Source organism: Streptococcus parasanguinis (genome assembly GCF_001578955.1).
GTDB lineage: Bacteria > Bacillota > Bacilli > Lactobacillales > Streptococcaceae > Streptococcus > Streptococcus parasanguinis_U.
Genome location: NZ_KQ969692.1, coordinates 215572 through 239510 on the forward strand (window position 1 = coordinate 215572; position 23939 = coordinate 239510).

Annotated in this window: 18 protein-coding genes; 9 read left to right on the forward strand and 9 right to left on the reverse strand. The window is 41.7% G+C overall.

The genetic code is table 11. From position 1 onward, the window contains the following. Positions 1-306 (reverse strand): DNA mismatch repair endonuclease MutL (gene mutL, locus SPADD19_RS12935; RefSeq protein WP_241496568.1); only part of this gene is annotated, 306 nt, incomplete at its 3' end. Between the two features lie 249 nt (positions 307-555). On the opposite strand from mutL, the gene SPADD19_RS09195 reads away from it, so the two are divergent. Both SPADD19_RS09195 and SPADD19_RS09200 read left to right on the forward strand, forming a co-directional pair. After that, positions 556-996 (forward strand): LytTR family DNA-binding domain-containing protein, encoded by a 441-nt coding sequence (locus SPADD19_RS09195; protein WP_003018046.1) that lies wholly within the window; start codon positions 556-558, stop codon positions 994-996. Beyond that, the gene (locus tag SPADD19_RS09200; protein WP_013904322.1) at positions 990-1445 is read left to right on the forward strand and encodes a DUF3021 domain-containing protein; all 456 of its coding nucleotides are present in this window, start codon (positions 990-992) and stop codon (positions 1443-1445) included. The genes SPADD19_RS09195 and SPADD19_RS09200 overlap by 7 nt, the downstream gene beginning before the upstream one ends. A gap of 257 nt (positions 1446-1702) precedes the next feature. On the opposite strand, the gene mutS is transcribed toward SPADD19_RS09200, so the two are convergent. Beyond that, positions 1703-4252, reverse strand: coding sequence for a DNA mismatch repair protein MutS (gene mutS, locus SPADD19_RS09205; RefSeq protein ID WP_061455849.1), 2550 nt, complete (start codon positions 4250-4252; stop codon positions 1703-1705). A 120-nt stretch (positions 4253-4372) separates the two neighbouring features. Continuing rightward, positions 4373-4813, reverse strand: a complete 441-nt coding sequence (gene argR, locus SPADD19_RS09210; protein ID WP_003009125.1) for an arginine repressor — start codon at positions 4811-4813, stop codon at positions 4373-4375. 104 nt (positions 4814-4917) lie between these two features. Between argR and argS the strand changes: the two genes are divergently transcribed. Next, on the forward strand, positions 4918-6606 hold the full coding sequence (gene argS / locus SPADD19_RS09215) for an arginine--tRNA ligase (RefSeq protein ID WP_013904324.1): 1689 nt from the start codon (positions 4918-4920) through the stop codon (positions 6604-6606). 105 nt (positions 6607-6711) lie between these two features. Here argS and SPADD19_RS09220 read toward each other — a convergent pair whose 3' ends face one another. The 6 genes from SPADD19_RS09220 to malQ all read right to left on the reverse strand — a co-directional run bounded on the left by SPADD19_RS09220 (position 6712) and on the right by malQ (position 15930). Then, complete coding sequence (locus SPADD19_RS09220; protein WP_061455850.1) at positions 6712-7647, reverse strand: IS30 family transposase; 936 nt, start codon at positions 7645-7647, stop codon at positions 6712-6714. Between the two features lie 125 nt (positions 7648-7772). Further along, complete coding sequence (gene nrdI / locus SPADD19_RS09225) at positions 7773-8240, reverse strand: class Ib ribonucleoside-diphosphate reductase assembly flavoprotein NrdI (protein WP_128861624.1); 468 nt, start codon at positions 8238-8240, stop codon at positions 7773-7775. A gap of 48 nt (positions 8241-8288) precedes the next feature. After that, positions 8289-8804 (reverse strand): ABC transporter permease, encoded by a 516-nt coding sequence (locus tag SPADD19_RS09230; RefSeq protein WP_049518385.1) that lies wholly within the window; start codon positions 8802-8804, stop codon positions 8289-8291. A gap of 428 nt (positions 8805-9232) precedes the next feature. Beyond that, positions 9233-11500, reverse strand: coding sequence for a GbpC/Spa domain-containing protein (locus SPADD19_RS09240; protein ID WP_049518384.1), 2268 nt, complete (start codon positions 11498-11500; stop codon positions 9233-9235). A gap of 598 nt (positions 11501-12098) precedes the next feature. After that, positions 12099-14357, reverse strand: a complete 2259-nt coding sequence (gene glgP, locus SPADD19_RS09245; RefSeq protein ID WP_061455853.1) for a glycogen/starch/alpha-glucan family phosphorylase — start codon at positions 14355-14357, stop codon at positions 12099-12101. Between the two features lie 43 nt (positions 14358-14400). Next, positions 14401-15930 (reverse strand): 4-alpha-glucanotransferase, encoded by a 1530-nt coding sequence (malQ, locus tag SPADD19_RS09250; RefSeq protein ID WP_061455854.1) that lies wholly within the window; start codon positions 15928-15930, stop codon positions 14401-14403. 446 nt (positions 15931-16376) lie between these two features. On the opposite strand from malQ, the gene SPADD19_RS09255 reads away from it, so the two are divergent. The 6 genes from SPADD19_RS09255 to pulA all read left to right on the forward strand — a co-directional run. Continuing rightward, positions 16377-17633 (forward strand): extracellular solute-binding protein, encoded by a 1257-nt coding sequence (locus SPADD19_RS09255; protein ID WP_061455855.1) that lies wholly within the window; start codon positions 16377-16379, stop codon positions 17631-17633. Positions 17634-17765: 132 nt separating this feature from the next. Further along, positions 17766-19061: a sugar ABC transporter permease gene (locus SPADD19_RS09260; protein WP_061455856.1), complete on the forward strand. Its 1296-nt coding sequence runs from the start codon at positions 17766-17768 to the stop codon at positions 19059-19061. Position 19062: 1 nt separating this feature from the next. Continuing rightward, positions 19063-19905, forward strand: a complete 843-nt coding sequence (locus SPADD19_RS09265) for a sugar ABC transporter permease (protein WP_021154117.1) — start codon at positions 19063-19065, stop codon at positions 19903-19905. Between the two features lie 144 nt (positions 19906-20049). After that, on the forward strand, positions 20050-20862 hold the full coding sequence (locus SPADD19_RS09270) for a DUF1189 family protein (protein WP_021154118.1): 813 nt from the start codon (positions 20050-20052) through the stop codon (positions 20860-20862). A gap of 11 nt (positions 20863-20873) precedes the next feature. Then, complete coding sequence (locus SPADD19_RS09275; protein ID WP_013904333.1) at positions 20874-21857, forward strand: LacI family DNA-binding transcriptional regulator; 984 nt, start codon at positions 20874-20876, stop codon at positions 21855-21857. 8 nt (positions 21858-21865) lie between these two features. Next, positions 21866-23939 (forward strand): type I pullulanase (gene pulA / locus SPADD19_RS09280; RefSeq protein ID WP_128861630.1); only part of this gene is annotated, 2074 nt, incomplete at its 3' end.

The following is a 23939-nucleotide window of genomic DNA, read 5'->3' on the forward strand; positions in this document are numbered from 1 at the left end:
GGAAGGCATGGCCTCACCACGAAAACCAAGCGTTCGAATACGAAAAAGATCCGCTTGACTCTTGATCTTACTGGTCGCATGTCGACGGAGGGCTAAAGCGACTTCATCGTGCGCAATTCCTTCCCCATTGTCTGTAATCCGAATCGACTTCAATCCTGCTTCTTCGATTTCAACAACGATCTGGCTAGCCCCAGCATCGATCGAGTTTTCAACCAACTCCTTGACCACACTAGCAGGTCGTTCAATCACTTCACCCGCCGCAATCTGATTGGCTAAGACTTCTGGCAATTCAATAATCTGTGACATGTCTGCTCCTTTACCTATTTTTTCACCGATACATGTAGCTCTATTATACCACAGATCTACAAGACTCCCTTTCTTAAAAAACGTAGGCTTGTCCCCATCTTCTTCCTTAAAAACCGCATAGACAAAGAAAACGACCACATAGACAAATCCCCTTGTCTTCCCTTTGGAAAAAGTGTTTAATAGTAGTGTAAAGAAGGAGCCGGGCTAGCAGGCCAACCGACTTTACCCAAAGGAGGGAGAAACTATCTTATGAAAGTTGAAGTACAAATTGATTCCCACTTCCAAGAAGAAGCGGTGATGATCACAGCACCTGCACTGTCTGCGCGTGTAGAGAAAATCCGAGACTTTGCGAGAGAGCTGGATCAAAAAGGGCGCTTACGTGCCAAAAAGGATGGGGAAGCTTATCTGATCGAAAGCCAGCTATTCCAACGTTTTTACATTGAAAATCGGCAAGTGATTGGTGAAACCATGACAGATCAATTTATCCTGACTGGTCCACTCTATCAGCTATCTGAAGACTTACCGACCTTCTTTCTCAAAATTTCCCAATCTGAAATTATTAACACCCAATCCATCGATCACCTGCACTTTACCAGTGGAGGATCGGTGCAAATCTATCTTAAAAACGGGAGTCTGACCTACTCCTCCCGTCGTTACTTGAAAGCCATTAAGGAGAAATTATCATGCTAAAACAATCTTTTTCTGACGCCCTGAAAGGGATTCTCATTGGGCTCATCTTATCCATCTTCTTTTCCTATCTCTTCTCACCTGAGTTGTACCTTCCCTTAAGTCCCAACTCTGCAGTCGGCCACTGGATGTTCTTGCATCATGTTCACGGCTCACTGGTCATGCTCTATTGTGCCCTCGTTTGGGGTGCAATTGGGGTCCTCTTTAGCTTCGGAAGTCTCCTCTTTCAAAAAGACTGGAGCCTCTTACGGGCTACTCTGAGCCATTACCTACTCATGTTACTTGGGTTTATTCCTCTGGCTACTTTGGCCGGCTGGTTTCCAGCACGACTCGGATTTTACCTCTCACTCGTTGTCGAATTCACCCTCGTTTACGTGATCATCTGGTTAGTCTCTTATCATTTTTATAAAAAACAAGTTCAAGAAATCAATCAAAGCATTACTAACCACTAAGAGAAAAAAGACTGGGCAAAAACTGTCCAGTCTTCGATGTTTAATAGGCATAACTGTATGACGCAGTGGTTGATTGGTATCTTTGTTCGCTTATTGAGCTCCAAAGATGACCTATGTGGACGGAAACAATGTTTCCTTTATCTGCAACCTCCAACAGTCTCCCAGACTGTTGGAGCTATGCGGGGGTGGGAAGATTGAAAAGGTTTGGGGAACCTTTTCAACCTTTTTTATATTGGAGTTCTTTCTCACTCCCTTTTTTACAATTTCTTTTTCAATTCGGCGACTGCCATCATGACTTCCATGGGAGTCATGTTGTAGAGATCCAGATTCTTCAATTCTGTGATCACCGTATTTTCTGCCTCCTCCTCAAAGAGGGACATTTGTTCAGCAACCTGCGAAGACACTTCCTTTTTAGGAGTTGTATCCGCAAGCGGTACTTGCTGGGCTTGTCCTTCAAGCTTGGTCAAAATCGCATCCGCCCGCTCCAGCAACTCTTCTGGCAAACCAGCGATCTTGGCCACGTGAATCCCATAGGATTTATCTGCAGGACCGGGTTCAATCTTGTGCAAGAAGGTAACCTGACCATCTCGCTCCAAGGTCGCAACATGGACATTTTCCAAACGGGACAAGGTCTCTGAGAGAGCCGTCAACTCATGGTAATGGGTCGCAAACAAGGTTTTGGCACCGGTTCGATCGTGAATGTATTCGATGATGGATTGGGCGAGGGCCATCCCATCATAGGTCGCAGTTCCCCGTCCCAACTCATCAAATAAAATCAAAGACTGAGGCGTTGCCTTGCGAATGGCGTGATTGGCTTCCATCATTTCCACCATGAAGGTAGACTGTCCCGATACCAGGTCATCAGCAGCTCCGATCCGGGTATAAATGGCATCAAAGATTGGCAATTCAGCCCTTTGCGCGGGTACATAGGAGCCAATTTGGGCAAGAATCACAATGATCGCCAATTGGCGCATATAGGTAGACTTCCCGCTCATATTTGGTCCCGTAATCAGCTGAATATCCCGTTCTTCATCCATAAAGATGCTATTAGGGATATAGGATTGGGCTCCCATCACTTTCTCAACAACCGGATGGCGACCTTTGTCGATCGCGATTCGTCGCTCTTCATGAAAGAGGGGACGATTCAACTGTTGCGACTCAGCGACACTGGCTAAACTTTGTAAAACATCAACCGTCGCAATCGCCTGAGCTAACTGTTGCAGACGTTGGATATACTTGCCAACTTCTTCACGAATCCGCATAAAAATCGTATATTCCAAATTAGCAGACTTGTCACGCGCCTCAAGCATATCTCCTTCGATGCGTGCCAATTCCTCCGTACCAAAGCGTTCTGAATTTTTCAAGGTCGCCTTGCGGAAAAAGTGAGCAGGCACGTGACTCAATTGAGAATTGGTGACATGAAAATAGTAGCCGTCCTTCTTGTTGTAATCGATTTTGAGACCTGTAATGCCGCTGGCTTCGCGCTCCTTGGCTTCAATCTCAGCAATCCAACCGGTACCATCCCGAAGAACAACACGGTACTGGTCCAATTGCTCGTCAAACCCAGTACGGATGATATTTCCCTCTGTAATAACAGCAGACGCTTCCGGAGAAATAGCTGAGGTAATCAAGCGATGCAACTCGGGAAGTTCATCCAAGCGTGCAATTAAGACATCTAAGACTGGATCACCAATCCCCAGTAGAATCGACTTGATCGTCGGCACATGCCCCAGAGTATCTCCTAGCTGCAAGAGATCCTTAGGATTGATCTTACCAAAGGAAACCCGACTCGCTAAGCGTTCAATGTCATAGACCCCTTTGAGGCTGTCGGTCAAATCGCTCCGTTCAAAGAAATGATCCATAAAGACCTGAATGATGTCCTGGCGCTCTCGAATCCGTTTCAAATCGACTAAGGGTTTCTGAATCCAGGACCGCAACAAACGGCCTCCCATGGCCGTCTTGGTTTCATCCAAATACCAATACAAGCTACCATGTTTCTTCCCAGTCCGTGCATTCTCTGTCAAATCAAGACTAGCCTTGGTCGCAAAGTCCATCTGCAAGAAATCGCAAATCTCATAATGATGGGCTTTTTTGAGGTGACTCAATTCCCGCATTTGTGTCTGGTGGACATACCGGAGAAGTTTTCCAGCCGTTTTCTTTTCTAGCTCACTCAACTGATCCCCTAAGAGTTGAACATCGTCAAGCGCCGTCTCTACATGTGACAGCAAAAGATTCATCTGGCTAACAAACACACGCTCTTCTTGTTCTGGCAACTCATAACCCAGGACCACCTCACGCGCACGTAAATTGCGGATTTCTCCACAAACCATAGTGAAGTCATTGAGGGTCGTCACCTGAAACTCCCCTGTTACCAGATCCATATAGGCTAGCCCATACTCATTTCCTGAACGATCCAAAGCAACCAGGAAGTTGTTCTCACTATCTGGCTTGGTCGAATCCACCACTGTACCCGGCGTAATCACCTGTACGACTTCACGCTTAACGACCCCCTTGGCTTCTTTGGGGTCTTCCATTTGTTCTGCAATCGCGACCTTATAGCCCTGTTCGATGAGAACATCGATGTACTGCTGGGCCGAGTGGTAGGGAACACCCGCCATAGGGATCGGATTCTCTGCATTTTTATTCCGTGAGGTTAAGGAAATCTCTAAAATTTGAGCTGCATTCACTGCATCTTCATAAAATAATTCGTAAAAATCTCCCATTCGAAACAGCAAAAAGGCATCCGGATAATCTTTTTTGATATCTAGATACTGCTGCATTCCAGGGGATATTTTTTCTACTGTCATACTTCTTTATTCCTTACTGTTGCATCATTTGCTGACGCAAGCTCCATAGATGAAAACAGGAGTAGATAGCTCACTATCTTCCTCCTTTTGACATCTCTCTTTCTCTCCAACGGGGCTTGACTACTGCATCATCCCTAAAATTTCATTTTGAATTTCAATGGCTGCATCTTGGTCACGGCAGACAATCAAGAGGGTATTGGCCCCTGCTACTGTTCCCAAAATACGCTCATCTGACATTTCATCTACACCATTGGCCAAGAGAGCTGCTTCTCCTAGCTCTGTCCGCAAGACCAAGGTGAATTCTGCTCGTGAGACAGACTTTGCATGGCTGGACAACATAATATAAATCTCTGCCACCTCAGGCTCATTTGGCAAAATATAATACAACTGGTCTTTTCGTTTCACCTTGACTAGACCCAGATCGCGCAAATCTCGTGATAGAGTTGTTTGCGTTACAGCAATTCCTTTTGCTTCTAATCGATCCTGAATCTCTTTTTGAGTCGACAATTTTTCATTTCGAATCATTTGTTGAATCAAAAGGTGACGTTCTGTCTTTTTCATTGGACCTCCACTTTTGAATAAATATACTTTAAATTATACCAAAAAAATTGAAAATTCGCTCAGAATTGTGTTAAAATAATAGTTAAAAGGACTAAGGAGCTAATATGAATAATAAAGAACTCATTGCTAGTGAATTGGCCAAAGTGATTGACTCTCTTGACCAAGATGCTATTTTAAACTTGCTTGAACAACCAAAATCATCTGATCTTGGTGATATTGCTTTTCCAGCCTTCTCACTTGCAAAAGTGGAACGCAAGGCTCCTCAAGCAATCGCTGCAGATATTGCTGAAAAGATCGACCAAAGCGCCTTCGAAAAAGTCGTTGCAACTGGACCTTACGTGAACTTCTTCTTAGATAAGTCTAAGATCTCTGATCAGGTGATCAAATCTGTCATTGAAGCAGGCGCAGACTACGGCCAACAAGACGAAGGACATGGTCAAAACATCACCATCGACCTTTCAAGTCCAAACATCGCAAAACCATTCTCAGTTGGTCACTTGCGCTCAACCGTTATCGGGGATGCTCTTTCAAACATCTTCCGCAAAATGGGCTACAACACGATTAAAATTAACCACTTGGGGGACTGGGGTAAACAGTTCGGTCTCTTGATGGTGGCCTACAAAAAATGGGGTAGCAAGGAAGCTGTCGAAGCCAACCCAATCGATGAATTGCTAAAACTTTATGTTCGAATCAACGCTGAAATCGAAAACGATCCTGAGCTTGATGAAGAAGGACGTAAATGGTTCAAAAAATTGGAAGATGGGGATCCAGAAGCAACTGAATTGTGGCAATGGTTCCGTGACGAAAGCTTGGTGGAATTCAACCGTATCTACAAACTCCTCGGTGTTGAGTTTGATAGCTTAAACGGAGAAGCTTTCTACAACGACAAGATGGATGAAGGGGTTCAAATCCTTGAAGACAAAGGCTTGTTGAAAGAATCTAAAGGGGCTAGCATCGTTGAGCTTGATGATGTGAACCTTCCACCAGCTATGATCAAAAAATCAGACGGTGCAACCCTTTATATCACTCGTGATATCGCAACTGCTATGTATCGTGCGCGGACTTACAACTTTGTGAAAAACATCTATGCTGTAGGTCAAGAACAATCCAACCACTTCCGTCAGTTGAAAGCTGTTCTGAAGAAAATGGGATTTGACTGGAGCGACGATATGGTTCACGTTGACTTTGGTTTGGTGACAAAAAACCGCCAAAAATTGTCAACTCGTAAAGGAAATATCATCCTTCTCGAACCAACTCTTCAAGAAGCGATCTCTCGTGCCAAAGCTCAGATCGAAGAAAAGAATCCTGAACTTGAAAACAAGGAAGAAGTGGCACATGCAGTCGGTGTTGGCGCGGTTAAATTCTACGACTTGAAGACGGACCGCCGCAACGGTTATGACTTCGACCTCGAAGCCATGGTATCCTTCGAAGGAGAAACTGGACCTTACGTTCAATACGCATACGCTCGTATCCAATCGATCCTTCGCAAAGCCAACTTCACACCATCAACAGATGCTACATACAGCTTGAGCGATCCTGAAAGCTGGGAAATCATCAAGCTTCTCCAAGACTTCTCTCGTGTTGTCAAACGTGCTGCTGAAAACTATGATCCATCCTTGATCGCAAAATATGCCATCAACTTGGCTCAAGCCTTCAACAAATACTATGCACACACTCGTATCTTGGATGAAAGCCCTGAACGCGAAAGCCGTCTTGCTCTTAGCTACTCAACAGCAGTCGTCTTAAAAGAAGCCCTTCGCTTACTTGGTGTCGATGCACCTGAGAAAATGTAAAATGCCACAAGTAGTTGGAACAACTATTCCCAAATTGAAAAAAGGAGATGATTGATCTCCTTTTTTCTTTAAATGAACGATAAATTGCAAGAATAAGTGCAACATTTACTTGAACTCATCCTCTAGAGCTTCACAAGCAGTTCTGTAAGCTAAACATTTTCGTGGTCGGTGATTGATATCAAATAAAGCCTTGTTCAAATCCTCATCAGAGATAACGGCTAAATCTGTTTTCTTTGGGAAATATTCTCTTAGTAAGCCATTTGCGTTTTCATTGCTTCCTCTCTGCCAGGAAGAATAGGCGTCCGCAAAGAAAAAGGGAATTCCTAAGTTCTCCACCAGAGGATAGCAGGCAAACTCTTTTCCCCTGTCTGAAGTGAAGGTTTTAAGAGCCTCTTTTGGAAATAGCCTACAAAGTTGTTCGATAGCTGAAAACATGGCTTGGGCTGTTCTATCTGGTATCTTGAAAGCTAAGTAAAAACGAGTTTTTCGCTCTAGAAAGGTCGCTAAACAGCCCTTACTTTTGCCTCTGGAAGACACCACAGTATCGAGCTCCCAGTGGCCAAAAGTCTCACGATTCCTGACCTCTTTAGGACGTTTGGCAATCGACGTGCCAATCCTAAATGTCCCACGTGTTTCTTTGGGCTGTCGACTTTTTCCCTTTCGGCGCAGGATGCTTAAATCCAGATCAATCAAACCAGCATAGAGCCAGTTATAGATGGTTTTAAAAGCTACCATTGGCTTTTGTTCAAGCTGATAGCGACCACAAATCTGTTCAGGTGACCAAGAGGCTTTTAACCCCTTCTCAATTTCCTTTTTCAACTTTGGTGTCAAACAAGACTTCCGACCCTTTTGCTTAGCCCTGTGGTCGTACTGTTCCTGTGCTAAGACGGCGGAGTAACCATTTTGGCATCGTCTTAACTCTCTTGAAATGGTAGACTTATGAAAGCCAAGTTTACTTGCAATTTGGCAAGATTTCAAACCTAAATCCAAGTAAGTTTCTATCTTTACTCGGTCGGTTATGGTAAGATGGGAGTAGCTCATAGTTTTTCCTCGGGTTCTGTTTGTGTGGTTACTTACAGTTTACACCAATGAAACGCTATGAGTTTTTTTGTTGCACTATATTTTACAATTTATCGAACAAAAAACGCTGATTTCTCAGCGCTTTTTTATAAATGATACAAATCCTCTACAATGGCGGCTACTTTTTTAATATCTCCCAACATCCCCCGCATTTCAAAATCGGCTAACATAAGGAAACCAAAACGTTGGCTGTATTGCTTAGCAGTCAAACAATATTGATTGTTAAAATTCCGATTGCCTGATCCAACCACTCCTAAGCACTTGCTGGCATTGTCTCCATAAGCAATAAAATCCGCGACATCTGTCGTCAAAATTTCCACATCGCCATTGTCCACACCATTTCCACCCTCCAAATAGGTAGGCAAAAAAGTGATAAAAGGATTGGTCATTTCAAAGAAGGGCTGGCCCTCTTTGACCAGGTCTTTCACATGAACTTTCTCGATTTCAAGTCCGGGATGGGCTTCCAGCAAATAGTCACTTAAGCGGCGAACAAAACTCTCTGTATTCCCACTCAGACTAATATAAACAAAGGATACTTTCATCTTTTTCTCCAATCAAGAAGCTCTCTTATCCTCTAAGAGAGCTCCATTCAAACTTATCTATTACGCCCTAGCTTGAGCTTTTCTCAAACGCAAGGTTTTATACAAAACAATTCCAAGGAAGAGAAGGGATAAAGCAGTCAAGAGTAACAAAGCAATGGACGAAGATGCCAGATATCGTTGGCGAAGGGACGGGGTTGAAAAACTAGCTAATAGTGGACGCTCTGCAAAATAATTATAACAAGAGAATGCTTGACTTAACAAAATCTGCCCCATGTAAGTATAATGGGCTGTTAACAGATCCTGCTTCATAAAGAGGTAATAGAAAGTTGCAAGCAAAGCAATCAGAATCAAGGAAACAAATAAAAAGGCTAGCGGAGACTGATTAACTTGGGCTGATTTCTCATAATATGCCACATAGTCAGCCTTGTCTTGAGCCGTTGTTAAACCAAGTTGTTTAGCGAAATCATCTGTCAGCTCAAAACTCTTTGAAGCTCCAAAGGTTGAGACAGCTGATGTTAGGGTTCCAACCGTAGAGAAAAATAACAGGATGTAAAGATAGATAGGTTTCTTTTTCATACAAACTCCTTTTCATTTCTTACACCCTATTATATCGCGATACAGATAGAAAGGCAAGCGCCTCAAAACCGTGGAAGCACTTGCCTGATCACTGATTCGTTCAAATGAAATTCATTCGGAAAAATAATGTGTACAAAAGATGAAAAAAGACATCGTAACTGTTTTATTGGGATTACTAGAGATATAACGGAGTCCTATAAACATTCATTCGAACACCACCAGTATATCTCATTTCTTTCTTCTTGTGTCATCTATTTCTATTCTGCTTCATTTGGACACGATTTGGTCTATAAAAGCCATTTCCTCTCCTCATCCAAAAACTATTCTGTTCTTTTTCTCAACTATTTGGTCATCACTCTATCAAAAAAGCCAGAAGAGCTTGCCTTCTGACTTTCTTTATTTAGATGAATGAACGAAAGAAATAAGAATTAATCCTCTTTCTTCTTGCGAGCAAGACCTAGTCCGAACAATCCAGTCATCGCACCTGCAAGAACAGCTGCAGTTGAGCTTTCTGTACCTGTATTTGGAAGCGTAGGTGTTTGTGGTTGCGCAGGTTGTACGGGCTGTTCCGGAATTTCCGGAGTTGGTGGAACAATTGGTGTTGGTGGGGTATATGAAGTTGGTGTTGGTAGAATTTCTGTTTTCCTTACCACTTTGTTCTTATGCCATTTCACTCTAGCTTCTGGTTTCACCGGTTTAGCATTTGGAACAACTTCCAAAGTCGGTGGAGTTGGAGCAATGGGTGGAATTGGAGCAGTAGGCTTTTCAGGTTCTTTACCTGGATTTTTAGGAACTGCCACCTCTGAATTAATGGCAAACCAATAAACCGTCGGTTGTCCCTTTGCATTTGCTCCATTTGCTGTAAATACAAGATGCCCGTCTAACATCTTAAGTCCTGCACCACCATAATAGAGATACTTCGAATCTGGATTGTCCCATCCTTCGAGGGCCGAAGAGGTCTCCCCATTAAACGCTGAACCATGTTCAATATATTGATTATCTTTCAGTGATTTCACTTCTTTGGTAGTAGGATCATAAGACACACTAGAATTCGGAATTGCGATATACTTGTTATTTCCAATATTCACCGATTCTATATGTTCTAATGTTTCAAACTTTTTCTTCGGTGTAAAGGTTAGCTCTCCTGTTGTAGAATTAATAGTATAAACGCCAATAATATCATCTTTACCATTCAACGTATAGTTGTCTGTCCCAATATTGTGACCATTCCCAGTACCTGATACATTGACGCTTGTCGCATCGATAACTGTTTCTTCACTAACTACGAATTCACTTCCATTAAATGTTGTTTTCTGAGCTACAATTTTGATTGGATTTTCCGCAGAGATGGTTACCTCGGCAGATCCAAAGTCAGGGATCCCATTTTTTACAACAACCGCATTGTGTTCAATGCTCATCGATGACCCGTCTGCATAGGGGTTCCAAGTCCCACGAACCGTATTCCCATTCTTATCCTTAGCTTCCACTGTAAGAGCACGAGGTTTATCTCCACTTTCGACATAAGAAGCACCTGTCCAGTGATTCAACGAATTTAAAGCAACTATGGCATTGTGTTTAGTAAGATCAAACCGACGACCATTCCCATCATAAAATTCAACATCGACAGCAACCTTAACTGGTTTAAGTTTATCGGTCGAAGCACCGATCGTCAAAGTGACGGTTGGATCAGCACTCACAGCTGCGATTCCTTTCCCGTCATTTGAAGGAAGACTGATAATTTCATATCGATAAATTACACGTTTGATTGGATTTACATTCACATTTTCACGTATACTCGATTTATTTAAATTATCATAAGTAACTACAAATTTATCTCCCTCTCTAACAAGGATGTATTCCGTTTCCCTGTTTGTCCAAGGGCTTGTAGAAACGATATCCGAACTCATCAATTTATTTGAGTCATATTGATGTACATTGCTCGTATTTAGACGAGCTTGGGCATCTTTGGTAAGATAGGTATTAATCCCATCGATTTGATGGATCGCATTCGTTTCACGTTGGAAGGTTAAATCTTGAACAGTTTCTAAATTTTTGAGATCGCTAAACCCATTATCTTCCATGTAGCTGTCGTACATTTTCTTAGCAATCTTGTACTGTTTCAATAATTCTTGATATTGTGCTAATTTAGCTTGGTAAGAAAGAAAATCCAATTCATACTGCTCTTTCTTCTCGTTATAAGTAGCAAGTTCAGATTTGTATTTTGCTTCCGCTTCCGCATTTCTCTTTTCAATCAATGTAATTTCTTGAGATTTTGCTTCATACTCTGCTTTTGCTTTTTTGTAGTTTTCGATTACTGTGTTGATTTCAGCTGTTTGAGCTTTATTATCTGCTTCGGCTGCTGCGATAGACGGTTGGACTTTTTCAGCTTCTTCTGTAACTGTCACACCTTCTGCAACTGCAGCTGCTTTTGCTTTTTCAAGTTCTGGTGATTCTACATATGTTGTCGTAACTGTTTTATTTCCATCTGTCACAGTTGTAGACGTCAACTTAGAGCTTGCTACTGTATCTGTAGCGGTTACTTCAGTAGCCGGTCCCGTCTCCTCGTCAGCTTTTACTTCTGCTCCGTAAGTGTTTACAGTAGCCAATCCAGCGACGGCCAATGAAACAACACCGACTGATAATTTACGAATTGAAAATTTTTCTTGCTTCGAACACTGTTCACGATAGCTTTTCATTTCCAATATTCTCCTTTTTAGTCAAAAAATCTCACGGCAGGTGCAAAAAAATGCTACTACCAGTTAATTACATTGTATCACAATCAACTATTTTAAAAGATGTGTTAATATAATTTTTTATTTTACTCTAAATATATGACACTTTTATTTACTAATATTTCCAATTTTTACGTTGAAAATAAATGCACTATGTATTGAAAAAATAATGGATTTTCAAGGCATTTCCTCTGTTTTTTATTTTTAAAACTTTCACCACTAAACAAAAATAGGTACAATAAATGTTTATATTCCATCGGTAAGGAACAAACTCCAGAAACTTAAATTATGTAACTTTTTCCCTTATGTATTTTGCAGATTCAAAAAAAAGACATCGTTAAAATTCCCATTTGATAGCCATTAGGTTTCATTTTTTATCTTTTTCCTTCAAACAAGAAAACCATTCTCAATTATGAGGAGCTTCTCAGTTTATTTGAAAAAAATGTCGTATCTCTATCTTCATCCTTCATCCTGTTGCACATCCCTAAAAGTTCACCAGTGGCCTCTCTCAAAGCTACAAAAAAGACCAAGATCTGAAGGACCTTGGTCTAACAACTAGTGATTAGTTTAAGTGCCAGATGTCTTCGTTGTACTGAGCGATCGTACGGTCAGATGAGAAGAATCCTGCTTTCGCAATGTTAACGATGACTTGATCCAACCATGCATCACGATCTTCGTAGTCAGCCAACATGCGTTCTTTGGTTACAATATAGTCTTCCAAATCAAGAAGAGTCATGAACCAGTCTTTGTTGATCAATTCATTGTGAAGACGAGTCAAGCGTTCTTTGTTCCCAACTGCAAGAACGGCATCGCTGACGATAAAGTCTACCAATGGTTTGATGGCTTCACGTTCATAGAAGTCTGCTGATTTGTATGCTGATTTGGCATAAAGATCGATAACCGTTTCTGAATCTTCACCGAAGATGTAGATGTTATCACGTCCAACCAATTCAGCGATTTCCACGTTGGCTCCATCCATAGTACCAAGTGTCAATGCACCATTCAACATGAATTTCATGTTACCAGTACCTGAAGCTTCTTTCGAAGCAAGAGAGATTTGCTCAGAAATATCGCTAGCTGGGATCAAGTAGCTTGCAGCAGTTACGTTGTAGTTTTCTACCATAACAACTTGTAAGTGTGGAGCTACCGCTGGATCGTTTGCAATCACTTCAGACAAGCAAAGGATCAAGTGGATGATATCTTGTGCAATGGTGTAGGCAGGAGCTGCTTTACCACCAAAGAGAACAGTGATTGGACGAGCAGGGATATTTCCAGCTTTGATGTCCAAGTATTTGTGGATCACATACAAAGCGTTCATTTGTTGACGTTTGTATTCGTGAAGACGTTTGATTTGGGTGTCAAAGATAGAATTTGGATTGATTTCCACACCTTGATGGTCTTTCAAGAAACGAGCCAATTTCCGTTTGTTGTGAGACTTGATGTTTTCCAATTTTTCTTTGACTGCATCTTTATCTTCATAAGAAAGAAGGTCTTCCAATTTAGATGCGTCATGGTGCCAGTCACGTCCGAGGATATCATCCAAGTAGTGTGACAAGGTTGGGTTGGCATGCATGAGCCAACGACGGAAAGTAATACCGTTTGTCTTGTTGTTGAATTTTTCAGGGTAAATATCATAGAAGGCTTTCAACTCAGAATTCTTCAAGATTTCTGTATGAAGTGCTGCTACCCCGTTTACACTAAATCCATAGTGGATATCCATGTGTGCCATGTGTACGCGATCATTTTCATCGATGATTTGAACAGCTGGATCTTTGTATTCAGCGCGAACACGGCGGTCCAATTCTTCAATGATTGGAACCAAGTGAGGAACCACTTCTTGCAAGAATTCAAGTGGCCATTTTTCAAGGGCTTCTGCAAGGATTGTGTGGTTGGTGTAAGCTGTCATGCTACGTACGATAGAGATAGCTTCATCCATTCCAATACCACGTTCTGTCAAAAGACGGATCAATTCAGGGATGACCATTGATGGGTGAGTATCGTTGATTTGGACAACAGCATAGTCAGCAAGGTCATGCAAGTTGCTTCCTTTTTCGATGGCTTCGTCGATGATCAATTGTGCACCGTTTGATACCATGAAGTATTGTTGGAAGATACGGAGCAATTCCCCTTGACGGTTACTATCATCTGGGTACAAGAAGAGGGTCAAGTTGCGAGCGATATCTGTCTTGTCAAAGTTAATACCATCTTCAATAATAGATGAATCAACTGAATCCAAGTCGAACAAACGCAAACGGTTCTTGGTATCGATCTTGTAACCAGGTACGTCGATATCATAAAGGGTAGAAGTCAATGTGAAGTGTGCAAATGGCACTTGGTAGCTACGGCTTGAACGAACGAGCCAGCTTTGGTCAGTCAACCATGCGTTTGGAATCGTTTCTTGTTGGTTGTTTTTAAGGACTTGTTGGAACAAACCAAAGTGGTAGTTCAAACCAACCCCATCCCCTGTCAAACCAAGGCTTGAGATAGAGTCGATAAAGCAGGCTGCCAAACGTCCCAAACCACCGTTACCAAGTGATGGTTCCAATTCCACTTCTTCTACTTCGATCAAGTCTTTACCAGCATCTGACAATTCTTGTTTGACATCGTCGTAAAGACCCAAGTTGATCAAGTTGTTAGACAAGAGTTTACCGATCAAGAACTCAGCTGAGATATAGTAAACTTTTTTCTTACCAGTATTTAATTTCTTTTGAGCGCTTGCTTGCTTGGTGTAATTAAGCAAAGCAATGTACAATTCTTCATTTGAACATTCTGCAATTGTTTTTTGGTGATGATCAATCACATATTTTTGTAATGATTCCATGTTTTAAAGTCTCCTTTGTTTCAACAATTTTAATAGGGAAAGATTATTTTTCTGCTTTCTTAACATCTTTTTTCAAGTCTTTATTTTCACGACGATAGATCGTAGTGAAATCAAACAATTCTTGCTCAACAGCTGGAGTCAATTGATCCGCTGTCATTCGCCATGACCAGTTACCACCAAGAGTTGATGGGAAGTTCATCCGAGCTGAGCCATCTAACTCAAGCAAGTCTTGCATCGTAGCAATCGCCATGAAGCTGACGGAAGCAAAGACGGTGCGAAGCATAGCATGCGGTACAGATTCGTACTCTTTCCGGTTGGTATAACGAGCCAGGTACTCACGAGTTGGATCGTCGATTTCATTGCGGTACCATCCAAGAACTGTGTTGTTATCATGTGTTCCAGTGTACATCACAGAGTTGTTTGGTGCCAAGTGAGGGCTATCGATACTTTCGTCGTCAGGATTGAAGGCAAATTGAAGAATCTTCATTCCTGGGAAGCCAGTACGTTCGCGAAGCTCAATGACTTCATTCGTCATAAAGCCGAGGTCCTCAGCGATGATGTTCAAATCACCGAGTTCTTCCTTCACGGCTGCAAAGAGTTTGTAGCCAGGACCTTTGACCCATTTACCAGGTGCGGCAGTTTCGGAACCAGCTGGGATTTCCCAGTATGATTCAAAACCTCGGAAGTGGTCGATCCGAACAATGTCGTAGATCTTGAAGCTTTCACGCAAGCGTTCAATCCACCATTGGTAGCCGTCTTTGTCCATTGCTTCCCAGTCATAGATTGGATTCCCCCAAAGTTGACCAGTTGCTGAGAACTCATCTGGCGGGCATCCTGCAATGCAAGTTGCCTTCCCGTTTTCATCTGTTTTGAAGAGATGAGGATTAGCCCACATGTCGCTTGAATCTTCTGCTACATAGATTGGCATATCTCCCACAATTTCAATGTGGTGGTCGTTAGCATAAGCTTTCAAGGCCAACCATTGTTGGAAGAAGAAGAATTGAGTCACACGATGGTAAGTCAATTTATCTGCCAATTCTTCACGGTATTTAGCCAAAGCTTTTGGCTCACGCGCACGAATATCTGCATCTGGCCATTCTGTCCAAGCTTTCAAATCAAAGTGTTCTTTAATAGCCATGTATTCTGCGAAGAGCTCCAACCAAGAAGCATTGGCTTCACAAAATTCTTGGAATTCTTTTTGATCACTTGATTTTAAGAAATTCGCAACTGCTTTTTCAAGCAAGGGACGACGTTGTTCGAAAACCTTTGCATAATCCACTTGAGTAGGATCTTGACCAAAGTCCACTCCTTTAAGGTCTGCTTCTGTTAACAAACCTTGCTCGATCAAAAGATCGAAATCAATAAAATGAGTGTTCCCAGCAAAAGCTGAGAAAGATTGGTATGGAGAATCTCCATAACTGGTTGTACCAAGCGGCAAGATTTGCCAATAACGTTGCTTGGTCCGAACGAGGAAATCAACAAAATCATATGCTGATTGACCAAATGATCCGATCCCGTATTGTCCAGGAAGGGAAGAAATGTGCATCAAAACACCACTTTGACGTTTTTTCATGGGTTACCACCTCTTTTTATTTCTTTGAAGCCTGCGATTCGGTGCACGGTATGGGTATCGTTGCAGAGTCGTATCCAGCTCTCAAGCGGCTCTACTCTTTGTTAAAATCGAACAGGCGCAACTCAGTTTACGCAATTTTTGCGAAAACGTTTGCGTACCATGTCATTATAAACTTTTTCCATAGTTTCTGCAAGGGGTTTCTTAAAAAACTTTTTATCTTTTTCAAAAAAGCCCCTTAGCACTAGTTTAGTATTTATTATTAGCAATGTCAATAAATTAGCGGTTTTTATAGAAGAAAGTTTAGAATTAAAATATTTTTTAAAAATTTTTTTAAAATCACTTGCAAACGTTTTCGCCTTGTGATATACTTAAGTCGTTTTAGGAAAACGTTTGTCTAAAACGGTTTCTAATTATTATCTTTTTTTATTCTTTAGGAGGAATAAATCATGAAACGTACAATTTTACGTAGTGCTGCTGTACTTGGTACAGTTGGTTTTGCCGGCTTCTTACTTGCTGCTTGTAGCAATAGCTCTTCAGGTTCTTCTGAAGCAAGTAAAGAAATCAACGTCTATGTAGACAAAGGCTACAAATCTTATGTTGAAGAAGCTGCAAAAGCTTTTGAAAAAGAAAATGGCGTAAAAGTTAAAATCAAGACTGGTGATGCTCTTGGTGGATTGGATAACCTTTCTCTTGATAACCAATCTAAAAAAGCTCCTGACGTAATGATGGCTCCATACGACCGTGTAGGTGGTCTTGGTAACGATGGTCAATTGGCTGAAGTGACATTAAACAAAGATAGCCATACAGATAAAACAACTGAAGCTCTTGTAACAAACGGTGGTAAAGTTTACGGTGCACCTGCTGTCATCGAAACTTTGGTTCTCTACTATAATAAAGATCTTGTTAGCGAAGCACCAAAAACATTTGGTGACCTTGAAAATCTTGCAAAAGATAGCAAATACGACTTTGCGAGCGAACCTGGTAAAACAACTGCCTTCTTAGCTGACTGGACAAACTTCTACTATGCTTACGGTTTGCTTTCAGGTAATGGTGGTTATGTATTTGGTAAAGATGGTACAGATCCTAAAGATCTTGGTTTGAACAATCAAGGTTCTGTAGACGGTATCGAATACGCAAAAACTTGGTATGATAAATGGCCAAAAGGGTTGCAAGATACAAAAGGTGCTGCTAACTTCATCCAAACACAATTCCAAGAAGGTAAAACAGCTGCTATCATCGATGGTCCTTGGAAAGCTGCTTCATTGAAAGAAGCTAAAGTAAACTACGGTGTCGCAACTATTCCAACTCTTCCAAACGGAAAACAATATTCTGCCTTCGGTGGTGGTAAAGCTTGGGTTATCCCTGCAGGTGCGAAAAACCTTGATGGCGCTCAAAAATTCATTGACTACTTGACAAGCACTGACCAACAAAAAGCTTTGTTTGACAAGACAAATGAAGTTCCTGCCAACACAGAAGCTCGTAAATATGCGGTTGGTAAAAACGATGAATTGACAACTGCCGTTGTTGATCAGTTCAAGAACGCTCAACCAATGCCAAACATCTCTGAAATGAGTGCTGTTTGGGATCCAGCTGCTACTATGCTTTTCGATGCTGTAAGTGGTAAAAAATCTGCAAAAGTTGCTGCTGACGATGCAGTGAAATTGATTAAAGAAACCATCGAACAAAAATTCGGTAGCAAATAAGACAGTTTTTAGGTTTGAGTAAGAGGTTGGCGACAAGGTCCCAACCTTTTATGTTCAATTATCAACCTTCTACTAGATCACTGTCAAACTTGTCTTCTTGCTCTCTGGCAAGGACATTATAAGGAGATTTGAATGACTACAGAACAAAACCCTAAAAAGGCTATGTGGCTCTCTTTGATCCCGGGTCTTGGGCAAATTTATAACAAACAAAAAGCTAAAGGCTATATTTTCCTTGCAGTGACTGCTCTCTTTCTCGTTTACTTCATTGGAATTGGAGCAGGAGAATTGGCGAAGTTAGTCACACTTGGAACAGTACGTGGACAAGATAATTCCCTCTTTATCTTGATTCGTGGTGCCTTCCACTTAATCATCACGATCGTCTATTTCCTCTTTTATGCTTTAAATATTAAGGATGCAGGAACAGTTGCCAAACGTATCAACAACGGGATTGCAGTTCCAAAAACCTTGAAAGATATGGTTCATGCGATCTATGAAAATGGATTCCCTTATCTTTTGATTATCCCTTCTTATATCGCTATGACCTTTGCGATTATCTTCCCAGTTTTGGTTACCTTGATGATCGCCTTTACCAACTATGACTTCAAACATACCGCACCAACAACCTTGTTGGATTGGATCGGGTTCCAAAACTTCACTAACATGTGGACCTTGAGTACCTTCCGTTCAGCCTTTACTTCTGTTCTTGGCTGGACCTTGATTTGGGCTCTCGCAGCATCAACTCTTCAAATCGTACTCGGTATTTTGACCGCTATTGTGGCAAACCAACCATTCGTAAAAGGAAAACGAATCTTTGGGGTTATCTTCTTGCTTCCTTGGGCTGTTCCAGCCTTCATCACTATCCTTACATTCTCAAATATGTTTAACGATAGTGTCGGTGCCATCAATGCACAAGTTATCCCATTGTTTGCGAAGATCTTCCCATTCTTAGATGGCGTTTTGATTCCTTGGAAAACAGATCCTACCTGGACAAAAATTGCTTTGATTATGATGCAAGGTTGGCTCGGCTTCCCTTACATCTACGTCTTGACTTTAGGGATTCTTCAATCTATTCCAAACGATCTTTACGAAGCTGCTTATATTGATGGTGCCAACGGTTGGCAAAAATTCCGCAGCATCACTTTCCCAATGATTATGGCTGTTGCAGCTCCAACTTTGATCAGTCAATATACCTTCAACTTTAATAACTTCTCCATCATTTACTTGTTTAACGATGGGGGACCTGGTTCTGTCGGAGGAAACGCCGGATCTACAGATATCTTGATCTCATGGATCTACAAGTTGACAACCAATTCTTCTCCTCAATATTCAATGGCTGCAGCGGTAACCTTGATTATCTCTGTGATTGTGATCTCAATCTCTATGGTTGCCTTCAAGAAACTACATGCATTTGATATGGAGGATGTATAAAATGAAAAATTCAGTTCAATTTAAACGCCGCCTCAATCATTTCTTGACTTACCTGTACATGGTGGTTCTTTCAATCGTTATCATTTATCCATTGTTGATTACGGTTCTATCAGCCTTCAAATCAGGGAATGTCAGTGCCTTTACACTTGATTTTAGTGGCAATCTTAGTTTTGATAACTTCTCAAAACTTTTCTCTGAAACCCATTATGGCACTTGGTATATGAACACCTTGGTTATCGCCATTATCACCATGATTGTACAAACAAGTATCGTTACCTTCGCAGGTTACGCATACAGCCGTTACAATTTCTTGGCGCGTAAACAAAGTTTGGTCTTCTTCTTGATTATTCAAATGGTCCCAACCATGGCAGCCCTCACAGCCTTCTTCGTTATGGCTTTGATGCTGAATGCCTTGAACCAACCTTGGTTCTTGATCTTCCTTTATGTTGGTGGTGGTATTCCAATGAATGCCTGGTTGATGAAGGGATACTTTGATACTGTTCCAATTTCCCTCGATGAATCTGCGAAATTGGATGGAGCTGGACACTTCCGTCGCTTCTGGCAAATCGTCCTTCCTCTTGTTCGTCCAATGATTGCCGTTCAAGCACTTTGGGCTTTCATGGGACCTTTCGGAGACTATATCTTGTCTAAATTCTTGCTTCGTGATGAAGTGAACTATACTGTAGCCGTTGGTCTTCAAACCTTTATCAGTGACCAAAAAAATCAAAAAATCGCCTTCTTTGCAGCCGGTGCTATTTTGATCGCGGTTCCAATCTGTATCTTATTCTTCTTCCTACAAAAGAACTTTGTTTCAGGCTTGACAGCTGGTGGAGATAAAGGATAAAATAGAATCTTATTTCAAGCACATTTTATTTTTAAGTTGAGGGTAGTATGGTGGATGCTTTACTACCCTTCGTTAAGAATAAAATCAATGCAAAGAGATTTCTCTTTGCATTTCTGATACTCTTATATTTAGAAAGGTCATCTTATGCCCTATCCTTTTAATTATTTCGCAAGTATCTTCAATTTCCGCTCTTCTTTTGCAAACCGCAAAAAACTGAGCTGGTTCCAAATGATTTTTACTTCTTTCTTTCTAATCTCTATCACACTATTACCTGTGGCTCTGCAAAATGCTCAACTCAAAACCTATCCTTTGACAACCTTTGTCAGCGATGTGTTTGATCCTTTATCAACAGACGTTATGAAAGATATCCAAGAACACGTCGTGATCAAAGACCAAGAGCTCACCTATACAGGGACTAACCCTGTACACAAGACTTCAAAAGGACAGGTTATCTTAGGCCAAGAGGCAAAGGCTAGTGAAGGCAAGGAGTTAACACTCCATTTTGATCGCAAACAATTGATTATCTCAAAAGAGAATAAAGAACTCGCTACAGTCTCATACCAGGCTATTAATCAAGAGAGCCTTCGGGATAAAAAAAGCTTCACTCAAGCTATCTCTAGCGATTGGTTTCGCGACAATCGACTCCCTGTCAGTCTCTTTCTCGTGATTTTCTCTGGCTTCTTATCGACAGTCAATTATTTGATTCTCATCGTAGGGGCATCTTTCTTCCTCTACTTGACACGAAAATCTCGACTCTTTTCACTACAAACTTTCAAGGAATGTTTCAATTGTATTCTGAATTGCTTGGGACTCCCTATTTTACTGAGTGTCTTCATCAGTTTACTATTCCATCAAGTATTTACTACGACGATCATGATCCAAAATGTCTTATTTGTACTCTATCTTGCTATGGTATTTTATAAGACCCACTTCCGTGATCCAGACTATCACCGCTAGGAGGTTTTCTCATGCGTGTTACCATCAAAGATGTGGCGAAACTCGCTGGCGTCGCGCCTTCAACTGTCACGCGCGTCATCCAAAACAAATCCACGATTAGTGATGAAACAAAAAAACGTGTCCGTGAGGCCATGGTCGAATTGGACTACCATCCCAATCTTAATGCTCGCAGCCTTGTCAGCCAATCTAGTCAAGTCATTGCTTTGGTCCTACCAATCGACAGTGACGTCTTCTACCAGAATCCTTTCTTCCCAACTGTTTTAAGAGGGATTACCCAGATCGCGTCAGACAATGATTATGCCATCCAAATCTGTACGGGGCAAAATGAAGAACGGCGGCTCGACAACCTCAAACAACTCATCTACGGAAATCGTGTAGATGGTTTGATTTTCCTTTATTCCAACCCGAATGATCCCCTCGTTGAATTTGCGATCAAAGACAAGTTCCCCTTCCTCATTCTCGGAAAGGCAGCTTCACCTTTTGTATCGCTAGTGGATAATGATAATATCAAGGCTGCATTTGATGCGACGGATTATTTCATTCAACAAAACTACCGAAAAATTGCTTTTATCGGGGGAAACAAAGAACTGTTCGTATCTCAAGACCGCTACGAAGGTTATAAAGAAGCCCTCCAAAAAGCAGGGATTCCTCTCGATGAAAAACTGGTTCATTTCTCATTTGGTTTTATGTTGGAAGACAATTCTTATCAAATGATGGAGAGCCTTCCCCTAGCAGAGTTAGATGCCATCATGACAACCGATATTCTCGTTGCTGAAGGGGTGCGCCAATACCTATTAGAACACCAGCTGACAATCCCGATTATTTCCTTTGATTCGATTAAGCCACGACTCGATATTGAAGCCTATATTGACATCAATGCAGTGGAACTCGGACGTGAGTCTGTTCGGACAATTCTACAAATTATCAAGGATCACAAAGAAGGAAAAACCGTTTGCTACCGTCAATTGATTGACCATACCATTACGAAACTCTAGGAGTCTTTATGTCTACATTTACTGCTTATTTAGATGACCAAGACCTCATTCGTATCCAAAAGGGAGAGGAGCATATCCTTCCTTTTTATTTGAAAACGAACCAAGGTCATCTTGCCTTAATCCCTGTCAAAACGTCAAGTGCAGCGACTGACACAGGAGACTATTTCTTAAGCCCTATTCCACTTGAACTCGGAGAAGAGTACACCATCTACGATGCTACTGGAAATTCTTCTATACTCCACTATCGAAACATCGTTCGCAAACCCATTTTCGATCAAACCTTCACCTATAGTGGAGAAGATTTAGGAAGTTTTTACACACCAAATCAGACGCAATTTAAATTCTGGGCACCGATTTCGCAAGATGTGAGTCTCCATATCGAAGATCAGATCTATCCGATGACACGTACAGAAAACGGTGTCTGGAAACTCTTGCTCAAAGGGGATTGGGAAGGAGCTGCCTACCACTATGAATTTCGTGTCAATGGCCTAGAACGTCGGATTCACGATCCCTATGCTCTATCCTCTTTGGCCAACTCTGGAGACAGCTTGGTCATCGACCGGAAGAAGATTACACGTCCTATCACACGTGCTGCTCGTCAATTAGACCCGACAGAAGCAATCATCTACGAGATGAGCGTTCGGGACTTCTCTGTCCAAAAAGAGGCCGGCTTTAAACACCCTGGTAAGTTTAAAGGGTTGACAGAATCGCCTCAACTCAATGGTCAGATCCTTGGATTTGATTACCTTCAAAAACTTGGCATTACCCATGTACAGTTACTTCCTGTCTATGATTTCGGTAGTGTTGATGAAGAGAATCAATGGAAAGCCTACAACTGGGGTTATGATCCTGTCCAATACAATGTTCCAGAAGGTAGTTATGCCAGTGACCCCAACGATCCTTATGCACGGATTTGGGAACTCCAAGATGCTATTGCAACCTATCACCAATCTAATCTTAGTGTTATCATGGATGTGGTCTACAATCACGTCTACCAGGCCGATGAGTATGCATTTGAACAAATCGTACCCGGTTATTTCTACCGCTATAATGCAGAAGGAGAGCGGACCAATGGAACCTTCTGTGGGAATGATGTCGCAAGTGAACGTTCCATGGTAAGACACTATATCAAGCAATCCCTCAAGCAATGGGTTTCCCTCTACGGCTTTGATGGTTTTCGCTTTGACTTGATGGGAATCTTAGACATTCAAACCATGACAGAGATTGCAGAGGAGCTCCGTGAAATCTATCCTAACATCTATCTCTATGGGGAAGGGTGGAAGATGGATACAGGCCTCTCTGAAGACCAGCTCGCTCACCAGTACAACTCAAAACGATTACCAGATTTTGGCTTTTTCAGTGATAATTTCCGGGATACGGTCAAGAGAACACTCTTAGCCGATCACCGTCGTGATAGTCAACATCCAGCCAATGATTTTTCTAATATCCTAACAGCAAATGTCGGGAAAGTAGGACCTGCTCATTTCATCCAACCTCAACAAGCCATTCAGTACGTCGAATGCCATGACAATGCAACTGTTTTTGATTATTTCCAACTTGAAAAAGAAGAGATTCGTCTAGAGGAGCGAAAAGCTCTCTCACGCCTCGCTCTTCATTTGGTATTATTATCCCAAGGTGTACCTTTTATCCATGCTGGTCAAGAATTTTACCGCACAAAAGGGCTCGAAGACAACACCTATAACTTGCCAGATAGTCTCAACCAATTGGACTGGACATCCCTTTCAAAATGCCAAGAAGAAATTGCTTTTCTTGAAGAATTGATTGCTTATCGGAAATCACAGCCACTCCTTCGTTTGAAAAAAGGGCAAGAGATTCGCGACTACTGTGATGTCAAATGGTTGTCTGATCATCATTTGATCTACACGATTGAGAAAGATCGTGAAAAAATAACGATTCTCGTCAATATCGGTGATCAAGAAAAGACCTATCAACATCCGAGCGATAGCCAGCTGTTATTTGCCTATCCTCATGCCAACCTCCAAGCGCCTATTCCTAAAGGAAAGGAACTTTCTATTCCTGCCCATAGTTGGCTCCTTCTCCACGAAACTGAATCAGCAAAAT

Coding starts and splice junctions, on each gene's coding strand:
- SPADD19_RS09200 (WP_013904322.1), top strand. CDS start 990: ATGCTAAAACAATCTTTTTCTGACGCCCTGAAAGGGATTCTCATTGGG.
- SPADD19_RS09240 (WP_049518384.1), bottom strand. CDS start 11,500: ATGAAAAGCTATCGTGAACAGTGTTCGAAGCAAGAAAAATTTTCAATT.
- SPADD19_RS09275 (WP_013904333.1), top strand. CDS start 20,874: ATGCGTGTTACCATCAAAGATGTGGCGAAACTCGCTGGCGTCGCGCCT.
- malQ (WP_061455854.1), bottom strand. CDS start 15,930: ATGAAAAAACGTCAAAGTGGTGTTTTGATGCACATTTCTTCCCTTCCT.
- argS (WP_013904324.1), top strand. CDS start 4,918: ATGAATAATAAAGAACTCATTGCTAGTGAATTGGCCAAAGTGATTGAC.
- SPADD19_RS09260 (WP_061455856.1), top strand. CDS start 17,766: ATGACTACAGAACAAAACCCTAAAAAGGCTATGTGGCTCTCTTTGATC.
- SPADD19_RS09270 (WP_021154118.1), top strand. CDS start 20,050: ATGCCCTATCCTTTTAATTATTTCGCAAGTATCTTCAATTTCCGCTCT.
- mutS (WP_061455849.1), bottom strand. CDS start 4,252: ATGACAGTAGAAAAAATATCCCCTGGAATGCAGCAGTATCTAGATATC.
- SPADD19_RS09265 (WP_021154117.1), top strand. CDS start 19,063: ATGAAAAATTCAGTTCAATTTAAACGCCGCCTCAATCATTTCTTGACT.
- glgP (WP_061455853.1), bottom strand. CDS start 14,357: ATGGAATCATTACAAAAATATGTGATTGATCATCACCAAAAAACAATT.
- argR (WP_003009125.1), bottom strand. CDS start 4,813: ATGAAAAAGACAGAACGTCACCTTTTGATTCAACAAATGATTCGAAAT.
- SPADD19_RS09195 (WP_003018046.1), top strand. CDS start 556: ATGAAAGTTGAAGTACAAATTGATTCCCACTTCCAAGAAGAAGCGGTG.
- SPADD19_RS09220 (WP_061455850.1), bottom strand. CDS start 7,647: ATGAGCTACTCCCATCTTACCATAACCGACCGAGTAAAGATAGAAACT.
- SPADD19_RS09255 (WP_061455855.1), top strand. CDS start 16,377: ATGAAACGTACAATTTTACGTAGTGCTGCTGTACTTGGTACAGTTGGT.
- SPADD19_RS09230 (WP_049518385.1), bottom strand. CDS start 8,804: ATGAAAAAGAAACCTATCTATCTTTACATCCTGTTATTTTTCTCTACG.